The organism is Actinomadura sp. NPDC049753, assembly GCF_040674655.1.
In the GTDB taxonomy this organism is placed as follows: Bacteria; Actinomycetota; Actinomycetes; order Streptosporangiales; family Streptosporangiaceae; genus Spirillospora; species Spirillospora verrucosospora.
On record NZ_JBFARL010000214.1, the window covers coordinates 1 to 13,014 of the forward strand.

Below are 13,014 nucleotides of genomic sequence, written 5' to 3' on the forward strand. Positions count from 1 at the left end.
CGCGGGTCCCGCCCGCGACCTCCTGGGCCTGACCCGCGCCTCCCGCGCGGGCGGCTAGCCGCGGCCTCGGCCGCAGCGGCCGGGCCGCCCGTCCGGCGGTCAGCGGTCGAGAGGGACCTCGGCGGGGGCGAACACGGTCTGGATCTCCAGCGCGATCGCGATCTCGTCGCCGAGCATGACCCGGTCGCCCTGCAGCGGGATGTTGAACTCGATGCCGAAGTCGCGGCGGCTGATGGAGGCGGTCGCGGTGAAGCCCGCGCGGACGCCGCCCCACGGGTCGGGGCCCACGCCGTGGAACTCGGTCAGCAGCCGGACCGGACGGGTCACGTTCTTGATCGTCAGGTCGCCGAGCAGGTGGTAGCGGGGGGTGCGGGCCCGGCGACCGGTCTTGGCGGGTTCCACGCCGGTCCCGGCGAAGCTCATCACCGGGTGGCGGCGCACGTCGAGGAAGTCGGCGGAGCGGACGTGCTCGTCCCGCTCGGCGCTGCGGGTGTCGATCGAGCCCATCCGGATCTCCGCCCGGGCGGTGGACTCCATCGGGTCCTCCCCGATCACGATCTCGCCCTCGAAGTCCGGGAACGAGCCGCGCACCGTGGTCATCAGGTGCCGGACCGAGAAAGTGATCTCGGAGTGGACCGGGTCGATGGTCCAGCGGCCGGCTTCGAGGTCGGGTACCTCGCCACCCATCAATCCCCCCAAAAGTCAGATAACCCGGCAAAAGTACCCCAAAAGTCACTCTGGTCTGGCCGGGCCCCCAGGGGGAATGCTTCGGACATGATCGGTGAACACGTGCTGGCCGGATACGTCCCCGACGCGGGCGGCCGGGAGGCACTCGACCTCGCCCGCGTGATCGTCGCGCTGACCGGCGGCCGCCTGAGCGTGGCGACCGTCCATCCGCCGGGCCTCCCCGCCGCGGCCGGCGAGGCCCGCGCACTCCTGGACCAGGTGGCCGACCTCCTGGACGGCGAACCCGCGGACCTGCTCGTCCAGGAGGGCCGCAGCGTCGGGCGCGGCCTGACCGTCCTCGCCAGCCGGATCGGCGCCGACCTGATCGTCGTCGGCTCCCCCGAGGGCGGCGCCCGCGGCCGGATCGGCGTCGGCGCCGCCGCGGACCACCTGCTCCATTCGGCGACCGAGGCCGTGATGCTCGCCCCGTCCGGCCACCGGCCGCCCGACGAGCTGGCCCGGATCACGGTCATGTACGTGCGGCGGCCGCAGTGCGACGAGGCGGTCATCCGCGCCGCCCAGGCCGCCGAGCGGCTGGAGGTGCCGCTCCGGCTGGTCACCCTGGCCATCGGCGACGTCAACCCCGAGCCCCTCCGCGACGACCTCGCCCTCGCCATCCGGCTCGCCCTGGACTCGGCGGAACTGGTCCCCGAGGACGTCACCGCCGAGGTCGCCGAGGGCGACGATGTCGCGGACGCGCTCGAGGACGTGGACTGGCCCGACGGCGAGCTGCTCGTCTGCGCGTCCAGCGAGGACGCCGCCGCCCACCGCGTCTTCCTCGGCGAGGTGGCTCTCAAGGTCCTGCGCGCGGCGCCCTGTCCGGTCGCCGTCCTCCCGCGAGGCTACTACTGAGTAGTCCCTTATGACCGGTTCCGCGGAACCGCTTGCCGCCCACCGTTTACCTCGGCTACATTCCGTCGAGATCGGAACGTGACCTTGGACCGGGGCGCGTTCCGTCCCCCGGTCGGGCGCCACCTCGCCCGAACGAGCGAGGCGCGTCAGGAGCGAGATGGACCCGATCGGCAAGAAGCTGCTCGACATCGCCACCAAGGAGCTCGGGTACACCGAGAAGGGCGACGGCTACACCAAGTTCGGCGAGTGGTACCGCAAGAACCTCGACGGCGACCACGACGAGTACTTCTCGACGGCGCCCTGGTGCGACATGTTCCTCGCCTGGGCCGCCGACAAGGCCGACGTCGCCGGCCAGGCCGGGCAGTTCGCCTCCACCGTCGACCACGCCAAATGGTTCAAGAAGAACGACGCCTGGGGCCACGACCCCGAACCCGGCGCCATCGTCTTCTACGACTGGAACGGCTCCGGCGACATCGACCAGATCGACCACGTCGGCATCGTCGAGAAGGTCGACGGCCACACGCTCCACACCATCGAGGGCAACGCCGACGGCTACAAGCTCATGCGCAAGACCCGCGACATGGACTCCGTCGTCGGCTTCGGCTACCCGTCCAAGATCAAGGTCGAGGCCAAGTACGCCCCGAAGCACGCCGCCCCCGCCCCCACCGTCGACCAGGTCGGCGCCCCCGCCCCCACGACGCGCACCCACGAGCAGCAGCAGCACTCCCCCTCCCCCGAGAACGTCCCCGCCCAGGAGGTCGTCCTCGGCGGCATTCTCGCCTTCGTCCTCTGCGGCACCGTGGCCCTCGCGGCCGGCCGCGCCGCCGCCGCGAAGGCCCCCACGTCCCCGCCCATCCGCGTCCGCAAGCGCGGCAAGCACCACCGCCCCGCCACCCCCGTCGCCCTCCCCGCCGACGTCACCCCCGCCGACCTCGACGCCGCGGACGCCGGCACCACCCTGATGCCCGCCATCTCCCTCGCCGCCGCCCACGCCGCCGAGGACCGCGAGTTCTGGGGCCGCATCGCCCACCTCGAAGAGGACAGCGAGCTCGACTTCTGGAACACCCTGCACGCCGAGCTCACCGACTCCGCATCCGACCGGTACGCAAGCACTCCAGGATTCCGCTAGAGTTGTTCGTGCGAGCCCGGGGGGCGACCCCCGGACCGACACGCGGACGTGGCTCAGTTGGTAGAGCATCACCTTGCCAAGGTGAGGGTCGCGGGTTCGAATCCCGTCGTCCGCTCTGAGAGGCCCCCGTCAGGCAGGCCTCGCTCTGGTGGAGTGGCCGAGAGGCGAGGCAACGGCCTGCAAAGCCGTGTACACGGGTTCAAATCCCGTCTCCACCTCGCAGCACACGCAAGGGCGATTAGCTCAGTGGGAGAGCGCTACCTTGACACGGTAGAGGCCACTGGTTCAATCCCAGTATCGCCCACGAGTCGGGCCACCATGGTCGGCGCTTTGCGCCTTCCCCGGTGGCCCGCAATGCTTTCCTGGGGGCGACCCCCAGACCCCCGAGTCGGGCCACCATGGTCGGCGCCTTTGGCGCCTTCCCGGTGGCCCGCAATGCTTTCCTGGGGGCGACCCCCAGACCCCCGATGTGGAGGACTCCGTCCCCCACACCCCCTGCGCGCGTGCTGAGCCTTCTGGCACACCCTCGGGACTCGCTTGGCTGGGCTTACTGCTCGGCAGATTCTCCCTCTCTGCCCCTGGCTGTAGGTTCTCGGAACCGCGTGGCTGGCCTCGTGACGTCGGGCATGGAGGGCGCATACTCGCTCTGGTCGAGTCGCTGTGAACGCAGCTGCGGCCGCGCTGGCCAACCAGTACTACTGACCGGCTCAGCGGTGCGTGGGTGGTTGCGCCTCAGCGCGTTGACTCTCACATCGGTGTGAAGTTCTAGCGTCCCCACATGACCGTTGGGCGGTGCCATCCGGCACTGCCGCGGCTTCATGCTGAGGAGAGAACATGTCCGCTGCTCTGCCCGTTTCCAGGCTTGGTCGCGTCGTGCGCGGGGACGGGCCCGGGCTGCTGCTCGCCCATGGGGCCGGGGGCGGGATCGACGCTAACTACGGGCCCGTCATGGACGTGCTCGCCGCGGGGCACACCGTCGTAGGGCCCGACTTTCCCGGCAGCGGCCGGACCCCTCGGGCCGACGCGCCGCTCACGCTGGACGCGCTCGCCGACCTACTGGTCGCCACCGCCGTCGAAGAGGGGCTGGAGACCTTCGCCGTCTCCGGATTCTCGCTGGGCTGCCCCGTCGCCGTCCGGGCCGCCGCCCGGCACCCCGAGCGCGTCACCGCCCTCGTCCTCACCGCGGGCTTCGCCTACCCCAATCCTCGCTTCCTGCTGGCGGTCCGGCTGTGGCGGCACCTGCTCCTCCAAGGGGAACTGGAGCAGCTGGCCGGTCTGCTCTCCCTGATCGGACTCAGCGCCCCCGCCGTGGACGCCCTGGGCGAAGACGAGCTCAACGCGGCCGTCAGGGCCGCCGCGGCCACGGTCCCGCCCGGGACGCCGGAACACGTCGATCTCATCGAGGCGGTCGACGTCCGGGCCGACCTGCCCGAGCTGGCCGTGCCCGCGCTCGTCATCTCCCCCACGCTCGACCAGCTCGTCACCCCGCCGCATCACCGGCAGCTCGCTGACGGGATCCCCGGCGCGCGCTACGCCGAGATCGCGACAGGGCACCTTCCCTTCCTTGAGCGGCCCGAGGAATGGGCCGCACTCATCCGCGACTTCCTGGAGGAGAACTGACGGCGGTCAGGAGTCGAGGACGGCGGCGACCGCTTCGATCTCCACGAGCTGGCCGTCGTAGCCGAGGACGGTGACGCCCATCAGCGTGCTGGGGACGTCGCGGTCGCCGAATGCGTCCCGGACCACTTCCCAAGCCGTCACCAGGTCTTCCTGCCGGGCCGAGGCGACGAGTACTCGGGGGCTGATGACGTCGTGGATCGACGCCCCGGCGTCCGCCAAGGCTGTGCGCATGTTCTCCAAGGCTTTGGCCGCCTGGTCGGCGTAGTCGCCGATCGCGGCGGTGGAGCCGTCCTCGTTCAGCGGGCATGCCCCGGCGAGGAAGCCAGGCGGGCCCCCGCCGGGGCGGGCGCCGCGGTGGTGGATGGGTTTTTTCGGCCGTCTCAGCGTTGCAGCTGCGGGGTGAACGCCGCCGCGCGGGCGTAGAGCTTGTACAGCTTGAACTGGCCGGCGAAGGAGAGGCCGCAGGCGTTGTCGAGGACGCTGGTCGCCTTCTGGTTGCTGAGGGTGGTGCCCCGCGCCCCGGGGTGGTCGATCTGGCCGCCCATGAACACCTGCATCCTGGTCAGCATGTGGTTGCGCTGATCGGTGTTCATCCCGTGCCAGGAGTGGCACGTCACCGCCGCGAGCAGCGCGTCGTTGAGCTCCCCCGTCGCGCCGTGGTCATGGCCGTCGGCGGGCGCGGCCTTCGCGGCGGTCGGGGACTTGAACCAGGGGCACGGGCCGCCGGGCTTCAGGTCGGACATGCAGATGAACAGCTCGGCCTCGTTCTCGAGGTTGCCGAGACCGATGCTCAGCCAGGGGACCTTGCCGTTCAGGCAGTCGGGCAGGTTATTCGGGGAGCCTGTCGCATTGCCGTTGGAGTACCAGCAGTTGCCCACGTTGCCGGGGAAGGCGTCCCACCAGAAGTCGACGCCGTTGCCGGACATCGTGTTGCCGTGGAACGAGTTGCGGTGGGACGTGGACAGCTTCAGCGGGTCGCAGCCGGTGATGGGGCCGTTCCCGGGCCCGCAGACGAAGGCGTCGGGGACGGCGAACAGCATCGCGCCGCGCCTCCTGTTGTCGCGGAAGCGGTTGTCGCGGACGACGTTGTCGTCGCCGCCCGCGATCCACATGCCGGTGCCGACGGGGACCGGCACCGTCGGCACCACGTCGCTGCCGGGCAGGTAGGGGTTGAAGTTGTTGGAGGAGAAGTCGTTCTTCTCGATCAGGTCGCCCTGCTGCGGGAAGCCGGGGTGCCCCGCCGCGGTGAACACGTCGGTCGTGAAGCCGAGAGCGTTGCCGTAGAAGTTGTTGTGGTGCAGCCAGGTGCCGCTGCCGTCGGTGCCGGAGTAGCCGCTGGTGTTGTGGTGGGAGTCGCAGTAGCGGATCTCCTGGCTGTAGCGCGCCGTCGGATAGAACTTCGGGTCGCGGCCGGCCGAGGTCTTGGCGCCCGACCCCGGGTAGAGCCCGGAGTCGCCGTTGCCCGCCGCCTCGCAGTTCTGCATCACGCCGTGGTCCTCGACGAAGGTGAGGACGCCGTACTCGCCCGCGTAGAAGGTCTTGAAGCGGTCGAGCAGGTACCCGTTGCTCTCCAGCACGTAGATGTCGTGCTCCTCGGCGTGCCGGACGGTCACGTTCCGCAGGACGAAGCCGTCGGCCCGATCGGCGCGGATGCCCACGTCCTTCGCCGAGCGGCGCGGGCCGCCGTTGCCGGACGAGGGGTCGCCGGCCTCCACCACCACGTCGTCCGCGCTGACGCCGGAGCCTTCGAGCTGGAGGTTGCACCGCACGCACGCGCCCCGGTTGGGGATGCCGTGCCGGTCGACCAGCGGCGGATCCGGGTCCTTGCCGGAGCCGGGCGAACGGCCCAGGACGGCGATGAGGTTGGCGTCGTTCTGGCACATGTACTCGCCGAGGTAGGAGTAGGCCCCCGTGGTCAGCTTGTACGGGTCGCACGCCTTGTCGTGGGTGGGCTTCGCGCGGGAGGTGGGCTCGGTGTAGACGCCCGGCAGGACCACGACCCGGTCGTTGTTGCCCGAGGCGGTCACCGCGGGCTGGATCTCGCCGTACCGGCACCGCGCGGCCAGCGCCCGGTTGATCCGCGTGAGCTCCCGCGCCTCCGCGGCGCTGAACCGCCGGTGGTCGTGCGGCCGGATGTCGTAGCCCGACTTCCGCGCCCGCCTGATCGAGGCGTCCAGCCGCTTGAGCGAGTCGGGGCGGCACACCACGCGGGTCGTGCTGCCCTTGGTCGTCGTGAGCGACGACGCCAGGCTCCTGGCCTTCGGCACCGCGCCGCCCGCGCACGGGCTGACCGAGCAGTCCGGGCCGGGCAGCGGCCAGTAGGAGGGACGCTCGATGTGCGCGTCCGCGCTCACCATCAGCCCGAGGACCAGCCCGGACGCCGTGGCGACGACCAACCAGAGCCTGCCGAGAAAACGTCTGCCCATCAGCCAACCTCGTCCTGCTCGGCCCGCGAACCACGAAATTTGAGCGAAATTCACGTTCAATCTAGCGACGATGCGGGCCGCTTCAAGGTCCACAACCGGTCACCGCGCCCCCTGGGCCGGTGCGAGTACGATGGCGCCGCACTGCCCAGGGTCCGCCGGCGCGAAGTATTGGGGGAAGGTCTCCTCGTGAACGGCTGGGCCCTCTCGCTCGTCCTCGTCGCAGCCGTCGTGCACGCGTTCTGGAACTTCTCCGCGAAGCGGGTCGGCGACGGAGGCGCGCCGTTCGTCTTCCTCTACTACACCGTTTCGGCCATCGTGTTCGCCCCGGCGGCGTTGGTCTTCCTGGCGCTGGCCCCGCAGCGTCCGCAGTGGACATGGCTGCTTGCGGCGCTGGTGACCGCGATCCTGCACGTCACGTACGGGATCGTGCTGCAGCGCGGGTACGCCGTCGGTGACCTGTCGGTCGTCTATCCCCTGGCCAGGGGCACCGGGCCGCTGCTGTCGGTGCTGGTGGCGGTCCTCTTCCTCGGCGAGGAGCCCGGCCTGCCCGGGCTGGTCGGCGCGCTCCTGGTGATCGTCGGCATCCTGGTCGTCAGCGGCGGCGCACCGGCGGAGGGAGGCGCCTCTCCGGCGCGCCGCCGAGCGGGCGTCCTCTACGGCCTGCTGACCGGCGTCGTGATCGCGGGCTACACGCTGTGGGACGCGCATTCGGTCACGGAACTGGCGGTCCCGCCGCTGGTCTACTTCGGCTCCGGCGCGCTCGCGCAGAGCCTGCTCCTCGCGCCGTACGCGTTGCGGGACAGGGCACGGGTCGGCCGCCTGTGGCGCGACCACCGGCGCGAAGTGCTCATCATCGGCCTGCTGTCCCCGGTTGCGTACCTGCTCGTGCTCTTCGCGCTCCGGATCGCGCCGGTCAGCCTGGTCGCTCCCGCCCGCGAGCTGAGCATCGTGCTCGGCGGGCTGGCCGCGTGGCGGGTCCTGGGCGAGGCGAACGCCGTCCGCCGCCTGGCGGGCTCGGTCGTGGTGCTGGCCGGGATCGCCGCCATCGCGATGGCCTGACCCCCGCGGCCGCGGTCAGAAGGCGATGGCGACCTTGCCCCGGGCGTGGCCTCGCTCGATGTAGCGGAGGGCCTCGGGGAGCTCCGCGAACGGGTAGGTCCGGTCGATGACGGGCGTGACCCGCTCCTCCTCCATCAGTTCGGCCAGGAACCGCAGGTCCGCGGCGTTGGGCCTCCAGCCGACATGGTCGATGCGCTGGCTGACGAAGGGGGAGGCCAGGGCGCCGCGGACGATCTGCCCCGCGGGGCCGAGCAGCCCGCCGCGCGGCGAGGCGATGCCGCCCACGATCACCAGCGTGCCGCGGGACGCCAGGCAGCGCCGCAGTTCGGCGAACGGCCGGTCGCCAACGATGTCCATGAGCAGGTCGTACCGTCCTTTCCGCTCCGTGAAGTCCTCGCGGGTGTAGTCCACGACATGGTCCGCGCCCAGGGAGCGGACCAGTTCGAGGTTGCGGGTGCTGCACACGCCTGTGACCTCGGCTCCGAACGCCTTGGCGAGCTGGACCGCGAACGTCCCGATGCCGCCGGAGGCACCGTTGACGAGGACCCGCTGCCCGGCGGAGATCCTCCCCGTGTCCCGCAGCCCCTGCAGCGCGGTGTGCGCGGCCATCGACACCGACGCCGCCTGCTCGAAGGTGAGGCGCGCCGGCTTGACCGCCAGCCGGTCCTGCGGGACGGCGGCGGCCTCGGCGAACGATCCGAGGCGGACCTCTCCGAAGACCTCGTCGCCGGGGCGCAGCCCGGTCACCGCGGGCCCCGTCCGCTCCACGACGCCGGCGAGGTCGGCGCCGAGGACGAGGCCCGGCCTCGGCCGCCGCAGGCCGCAGCTGAGCCGGACGAGCTTCGGGTCGGCCCGCAGGTGGCGCCAGTCGTAGGGGTTGACGGCCGCCGCCCGCACCCGCACGAGCACCTCGTCGGGGCCGATGCCGGGTTCGTCGACGTCCTTGAGGGCCAGCACGTAGGGCGGGCCGTAGCGGTCCCAGGTCCAGGCCTTCATGACGGCCCCGCGTTGCGCGGGGGCGGGGGAAGCGTCCGTCGTACGCCGTAAGGTTCTCATACGCCGTAAGGTAATCGTACGGCGTAAGGCAGTCAAGGGGCGCGGCGTGGCGGACTTCCGGCGCGAAGCGTCCGGCGGCCTCGGCGGGCGACCGGAAGGGGGTCAGGCACCGGCGGCGCGGCGCCGCTCCAGCCCTTCGAGGATCAGGTCGAGGGCGAACTCGAACTCGAACTGGTCGTCGCAGAAGCCGAGGGTGCCGTCCGGATCGTCGTGGACGGCGTCCGCCAGCATCCCGGCGAGGTTGGGGAACCGGCCGGCCATCCGCTCCATCACGGCGGGGTCGTCGGCGGCCTGGGCCTCGCCGGGCTGGAACAGCTCCTGAGCGAACCCGAGGGCCCGGCTGCCCAGGACGTGAAGGGCGCGGTGGGCCAGGTCGAACGAGAGCCCGCCCGCCCGGAGGAGCCCGACGACCTGGTCGTAGTACGCGATGACGAACGGGTTCACGGTGCTGCGGGCGCCGAGCAGCTCCGGGGCCCAGCGGTGGCGGAGCAGGACGGTCCGGGCGGCCAGGATCCGCGCGCGCAGCGCCGCCCGCCAGTCCCGCTCGGGCGGCGGGGCCTCGGCCTTCTCCACCGCCGCCATGATCTCGTCGAGGACCACCTCGACCACGCCGTCGAGGACGGCCTCCTTGTTGGCGACGTGGTGGTACAGCGACATCGCCTCGACCCCGACCTCCTGCGCGAGCCGGCGCATGGTGAGCGCCTCGAGGCCCTCGCGGTCGGCGAGGCGCACGGCCGCCCGCAGCACCCGCCCGCGGCTCAGCGGGATCCGCGGCCGCTCGGCCGCCTCGTCGGCGCCGGTCCGTGAACTCAATGATCTTCCTCCCGACGCACCCTACCCGTACACGGTAAGTCTCCCGCCGCCCCGGAATGGGTGGCGCGGCACGGTACCTCTAGGGGCGGGGGGTCGCGCGGTTCGGGCGGTAGGGGGTGAGCGCTCCGGACGGCCTGCCGGCGATCTCCTCGGCGATCAGGGCGGCGAGGTGGGGGGCGAGGGTGATGCCGCTGTGGGTGACGGCGGTGTACAGGCCGGGGCGCTGGAAGCCGGCGAGCGGGTAGCCGTCCACCGGCAGCGGGCGGACGCAGCGCCGCACCTCGGCGACCTGCGCGGTGAGGGCGGGGATGAGGGCACGCGCGCGGGCGAGCAGCTCGCCGCCGACCGCCCGGACGCGCGCCGGGGAGGCCGTCTCGTCGATTCCGGCGTCCAGGTCGTCGGCTTCCAGGACCAGTCCCCCGGTGTCGGCGGGGCGGGCGGACAGGCCGGGGGCATGGACGAGTCCGTTGATGACGCCGTGTGCCGCGGAGGTGGTGGCGACGAGGCACGGGGCGGCCGAACCGGGCTCGGACGGGTCGACCAGCGGGAGGGCGACCCCGGCGGTGGCCAGGAGCGCGGGGCTGTGCCGGCCCGCCGCGCAGACCGTGAGGTCGGCGTCCAGGTCGCGGCCGTCGTCGAGCCGCACGCCGGTCACGCGGTCGCCGACCGTGTTGAGGCGGACCGCGCGGCCCGCCACCAGGTCGGCGCCGGAGTCGCGGGCGCGCCGGACCAGGGCCCGCGCGGCGGGGCCTCCGTGCAGGTGGGCCTCGCCGGGGTAGTGCGCGACGAGCGCGTCCGGTGGAGCGGCGACGTGCGGTTCCAGCTCGCGGAGGCGGTCGGAGGTGATCAGTCCGGCGGGGTAGCCGAGGCCGGAGAGGCGGGCGACCCGGTCGGCCAGCCGCTCCTTCGCGCCGTCGGAGGCCGCCCAGGTGACGTTGCCCGACGGCCGGTACCAGGCCGGGTCGCCGAAGCCGGCCGCCAGGTCGCGCCAGGCCGACATCGCCGCGGTCCGGAACCGGTGGTAGGCCGGGTCCGCGGGATCGTTGGCGTTGATCCAGGCGTAGCTCGTGCCGGACGTCCCGGCGCCGGGCCCCTCCGCCTCCACCACGGTGACGCGTACGGGGGCGCCGGACGCGGGGCGGGTGAGCCGATCCGCCAGCGCGGCGCCGATGATCCCTGCTCCCACGACCAGGACGCGCATGCCCCCAGGATGACATCCGTCCCGCCCCGCCGTTCTGCGGTGCGCGGAATCTCTGGGGCCCGCGGCGCGGCCGATCTACGATGTGCGCATGGCCGAGACCGTGCGACCGCTCATGCCCGCCGACGACATGCCCGCCGACGAGGCGCCTCGCGAGCCGAGCGCGGCGCGCCCGGCGGAGCCGCTGTGGCGCGACGCGCTCGGCCAGTGCCTGAGGCGCCTGCGCCTCGAACGCGGCGAGATCCTGGTGGAGACCGCCCGCCGCGCCGGGGTGTCGCCGCAGTACCTCTCGGAGATGGAACGCGGCGTCAAGGAGCCGTCGAGCGAGATGATCGCCGCCGTCGCCGGCGCGCTGGACGTGACGCTCGGCGACCTGACGCTCGCGATCGCGACGACCCTGCTGGCCGTGCCGGCCGGAAGGGCTCCGGCCGGCCCGACCTGCCAGGCCGCGTACGCCCTGGCGGCGTAGGCGGTCCGCTACGCGGGCATCGGCTGCCGCTCCTCGATCACGTGGTCGATGAGGCCGTAGTCCAGCGCCGTGTTCGCGGTGAACACGCGGTCGCGGTCGGTGTCGGCGCGCAGCGTCGCGATGTCCTGGCCGGTGTGCCGGGACAGGATGCTCTCGATGTCGGCGCGCACCCGGACGACCTCGTCCGCCTGGAGGATGAGGTCCGGGATCGCTCCGCGGCCCTGGCCCATCGGCTGGTGCAGGACGACGCGGGTGTGGGGCAGCGCCGCGCGCTTGCCGGGAGTGCCCGCGGCGAGGAGGACGGCGCCGACGGCGACCGCCTGGCCCACGCACGTCGTCGCCACCTGCGGGCGGATGTAGCGCAGCGTGTCGTACACGGCGAGCATCGCGCTCGGGTCTCCGCCCTCGCAGTTGATGTACAGCTGGATGTCGCGCTCGGGGTTGTCGGACTCCAGGTACAGCAGCTGCGCGACGAGCGCGTTGGCGACGCCCGCGTCGATGGCGGTGCCGAGGTAGATGATCCGCTCCGTCAGCAGGTGCGAGTAGACGTCCATGATGCGCTCGCCGCGGGGGTGCTGCGCGATGACGTTCGGGATCGTGTAGGTGCTCATCGTGCGGCTCCTCCGGACGGGGCGCCGAGCCCCACGGGTCGGTGGCGGGTCGGCATGACCTCGTCGAACGTGCTGACGATCGCGTCGACGAAGCCGTATTCGAGCGCTTCGTCCGCCGTGTACCAGCGGTCGTGCAGCGAGTCCTCGAAGACCCGCTCGATGGGCTGGCCGGTGTCCTCGGCGATGAGCCCGAGCACCGTGTCGCGGGTGTGGCGCAGGTCGTTCGCCTGCAGCTCGATGTCGACGGCGGCGCCCGCGATCCCGGCGGAGCCCTGGTGCATCAGCACGCGGGCGTGCGGCATGGCGCGGCGCTTGCCGGGCGTGCCGGACGACAGCAGGAACTGCCCGGCGCTGTAGGCGATGCCGAGCACCAGTGTGGACACGTCGCACGGGATGAGCCGCATGACGTCGCGGATCGCGAGCATCGACGGCACCGACCCGCCGGGGGAATGGATCCACAGCGCGATGTCGGTCGAGGCGTCCTCCCTCGCCAGGATCATCAGCTGCGTCGCCAGCAGCGTGCCGTTGTCGTCGTCCAGCGGGCCGTCGAGGACGAGGACGCGCTGCTGGTAGAGCTCGCGCCGCACTCGTTCGTTGAACAACGGGATTGCCTGTTCCTCGCTCATGCCCTCCACTCTGCGCCCGCCCGCGCACCGGTCGAAGCCTGTGCTGCTCTGGGCGGATCCGCCCAGAGCAGCGCGGCCCGCACGGGTCCGCGCCCGCGCGGCGTCTTTGCGCCCGCGAGGGCTTGTCGCCTGCTCAGAGCGGGTATCAGCAGTCTTCGGGCCACGAGGCCGGGACGGACGCCGGGAGGAAGCCGTGCGCGAGGAGACGAGGGGCATGGACGCCGAGACGGACGTCGAGCGGCGCGTCCAGCGCGTCGGCACCGGCGCGAGCGACCGGCCGGGGATGCTGGAGACCGAGGGCGGGCCGGGCGGGGACGAGGCCGAGAGCGACGTGCGGGAGCGCGTCCGGCACCTCGGGACGGGCGGGCAGGCGGTCGACCTCGGCGCGGACGCGTTTGAGGTAGGCGTGGGTTTCGGGGAGGTTCTCGC

13 protein-coding genes, 3 tRNA genes and 1 pseudogene are annotated in these 13,014 nt (G+C 72.4%); 9 read left to right on the forward strand and 8 right to left on the reverse strand.

Annotated elements, in window-relative coordinates; genetic code table 11:
* Window positions 1-99: 99 nt before the first annotated feature.
* Window positions 100-687, reverse strand: a complete 588-nt coding sequence (locus tag AB0K37_RS34840; RefSeq protein ID WP_363988386.1) for a YceI family protein — start codon at window positions 685-687, stop codon at window positions 100-102.
* Window positions 688-774: 87 nt separating this feature from the next.
* On the opposite strand from AB0K37_RS34840, the gene AB0K37_RS34845 reads away from it, so the two are divergent.
* The 6 genes from AB0K37_RS34845 (at window position 775) to AB0K37_RS34870 (ending at window position 4,327) form a co-directional block, all read left to right on the forward strand.
* Entirely contained in the window at window positions 775-1,578 is an 804-nt protein-coding gene (locus AB0K37_RS34845) for a universal stress protein (RefSeq protein ID WP_363988389.1), read from the forward strand.
* A 157-nt stretch (window positions 1,579-1,735) separates the two neighbouring features.
* A complete protein-coding gene (locus AB0K37_RS34850; RefSeq protein ID WP_363988392.1) occupies window positions 1,736-2,707 on the forward strand; it encodes a CHAP domain-containing protein in 972 nt (323 codons plus the stop codon).
* 42 nt (window positions 2,708-2,749) lie between these two features.
* Window positions 2,750-2,822 (forward strand) — tRNA-Gly (locus tag AB0K37_RS34855).
* Between the two features lie 32 nt (window positions 2,823-2,854).
* Window positions 2,855-2,925, forward strand: a tRNA-Cys gene (locus AB0K37_RS34860).
* A gap of 14 nt (window positions 2,926-2,939) precedes the next feature.
* A tRNA-Val gene (locus AB0K37_RS34865) sits at window positions 2,940-3,011 on the forward strand.
* A 530-nt stretch (window positions 3,012-3,541) separates the two neighbouring features.
* A complete protein-coding gene (locus AB0K37_RS34870) occupies window positions 3,542-4,327 on the forward strand; it encodes an alpha/beta hydrolase (protein WP_363988394.1) in 786 nt (261 codons plus the stop codon).
* Between the two features lie 6 nt (window positions 4,328-4,333).
* Here the strand turns inward: AB0K37_RS34870 and AB0K37_RS34875 are convergent.
* Both AB0K37_RS34875 and AB0K37_RS34880 read right to left on the reverse strand, forming a co-directional pair.
* Window positions 4,334-4,648 (reverse strand): annotated as a pseudogene (locus AB0K37_RS34875) (Rid family hydrolase); the annotation flags it as partial.
* A gap of 59 nt (window positions 4,649-4,707) precedes the next feature.
* Window positions 4,708-6,753, reverse strand: coding sequence for a right-handed parallel beta-helix repeat-containing protein (locus AB0K37_RS34880; RefSeq protein ID WP_363988397.1), 2,046 nt, complete (start codon window positions 6,751-6,753; stop codon window positions 4,708-4,710).
* A gap of 186 nt (window positions 6,754-6,939) precedes the next feature.
* Here AB0K37_RS34880 and AB0K37_RS34885 point away from each other — a divergent pair, with 186 nt between their 5' ends.
* Window positions 6,940-7,812 carry a DMT family transporter gene (locus AB0K37_RS34885; protein WP_363988399.1) on the forward strand — a complete coding sequence of 291 codons (873 nt, stop codon included), beginning with the start codon at window positions 6,940-6,942 and terminating at the stop codon, window positions 7,810-7,812.
* Between the two features lie 15 nt (window positions 7,813-7,827).
* Here the strand turns inward: AB0K37_RS34885 and AB0K37_RS34890 are convergent, their stop codons facing one another.
* The 3 genes from AB0K37_RS34890 to AB0K37_RS34900 all read right to left on the reverse strand — a co-directional run bounded on the left by AB0K37_RS34890 (window position 7,828) and on the right by AB0K37_RS34900 (window position 10,882).
* The gene (locus tag AB0K37_RS34890) at window positions 7,828-8,808 is read right to left on the reverse strand and encodes an NAD(P)-dependent alcohol dehydrogenase (RefSeq protein ID WP_363988402.1); all 981 of its coding nucleotides are present in this window, start codon (window positions 8,806-8,808) and stop codon (window positions 7,828-7,830) included.
* Between the two features lie 162 nt (window positions 8,809-8,970).
* Window positions 8,971-9,681, reverse strand: coding sequence for a TetR/AcrR family transcriptional regulator C-terminal domain-containing protein (locus tag AB0K37_RS34895; RefSeq protein WP_363988405.1), 711 nt, complete (start codon window positions 9,679-9,681; stop codon window positions 8,971-8,973).
* A gap of 79 nt (window positions 9,682-9,760) precedes the next feature.
* The gene (locus AB0K37_RS34900) at window positions 9,761-10,882 is read right to left on the reverse strand and encodes an FAD-dependent oxidoreductase (protein WP_363988408.1); all 1,122 of its coding nucleotides are present in this window, start codon (window positions 10,880-10,882) and stop codon (window positions 9,761-9,763) included.
* 88 nt (window positions 10,883-10,970) lie between these two features.
* Between AB0K37_RS34900 and AB0K37_RS34905 the strand changes: the two genes are divergently transcribed.
* Complete coding sequence (locus AB0K37_RS34905) at window positions 10,971-11,348, forward strand: helix-turn-helix transcriptional regulator (RefSeq protein ID WP_363988411.1); 378 nt, start codon at window positions 10,971-10,973, stop codon at window positions 11,346-11,348.
* A gap of 8 nt (window positions 11,349-11,356) precedes the next feature.
* On the opposite strand, the gene AB0K37_RS34910 is transcribed toward AB0K37_RS34905, so the two are convergent.
* Window positions 11,357-11,959 (reverse strand): ATP-dependent Clp protease proteolytic subunit, encoded by a 603-nt coding sequence (locus AB0K37_RS34910; protein WP_363988413.1) that lies wholly within the window; start codon window positions 11,957-11,959, stop codon window positions 11,357-11,359.
* Window positions 11,956-12,585 carry an ATP-dependent Clp protease proteolytic subunit gene (locus AB0K37_RS34915; protein WP_363988416.1) on the reverse strand — a complete coding sequence of 210 codons (630 nt, stop codon included), beginning with the start codon at window positions 12,583-12,585 and terminating at the stop codon, window positions 11,956-11,958. Before AB0K37_RS34915 ends, AB0K37_RS34910 begins: the two co-directional genes overlap by 4 nt.
* A 214-nt stretch (window positions 12,586-12,799) precedes the next feature.
* Here AB0K37_RS34915 and AB0K37_RS34920 point away from each other — a divergent pair.
* On the forward strand, window positions 12,800-13,014 hold a 215-nt coding region (locus AB0K37_RS34920), incomplete at its 3' end, for a hypothetical protein (RefSeq protein WP_363988419.1).

Excerpts from the sequence above, each read along its gene's own strand:
- AB0K37_RS34900 (WP_363988408.1), bottom strand. The coding sequence starts at position 10,882 with ATGCGCGTCCTGGTCGTGGGAGCAGGGATCATCGGCGCCGCGCTGGCG.
- AB0K37_RS34845 (WP_363988389.1), top strand. The coding sequence starts at position 775 with ATGATCGGTGAACACGTGCTGGCCGGATACGTCCCCGACGCGGGCGGC.
- AB0K37_RS34850 (WP_363988392.1), top strand. The coding sequence starts at position 1,736 with ATGGACCCGATCGGCAAGAAGCTGCTCGACATCGCCACCAAGGAGCTC.
- AB0K37_RS34910 (WP_363988413.1), bottom strand. The coding sequence starts at position 11,959 with ATGAGCACCTACACGATCCCGAACGTCATCGCGCAGCACCCCCGCGGC.
- AB0K37_RS34870 (WP_363988394.1), top strand. The coding sequence starts at position 3,542 with ATGTCCGCTGCTCTGCCCGTTTCCAGGCTTGGTCGCGTCGTGCGCGGG.
- AB0K37_RS34840 (WP_363988386.1), bottom strand. The coding sequence starts at position 687 with ATGGGTGGCGAGGTACCCGACCTCGAAGCCGGCCGCTGGACCATCGAC.
- AB0K37_RS34905 (WP_363988411.1), top strand. The coding sequence starts at position 10,971 with ATGGCCGAGACCGTGCGACCGCTCATGCCCGCCGACGACATGCCCGCC.
- AB0K37_RS34880 (WP_363988397.1), bottom strand. The coding sequence starts at position 6,753 with ATGGGCAGACGTTTTCTCGGCAGGCTCTGGTTGGTCGTCGCCACGGCG.
- AB0K37_RS34915 (WP_363988416.1), bottom strand. The coding sequence starts at position 12,585 with ATGAGCGAGGAACAGGCAATCCCGTTGTTCAACGAACGAGTGCGGCGC.
- AB0K37_RS34890 (WP_363988402.1), bottom strand. The coding sequence starts at position 8,808 with ATGAAGGCCTGGACCTGGGACCGCTACGGCCCGCCCTACGTGCTGGCC.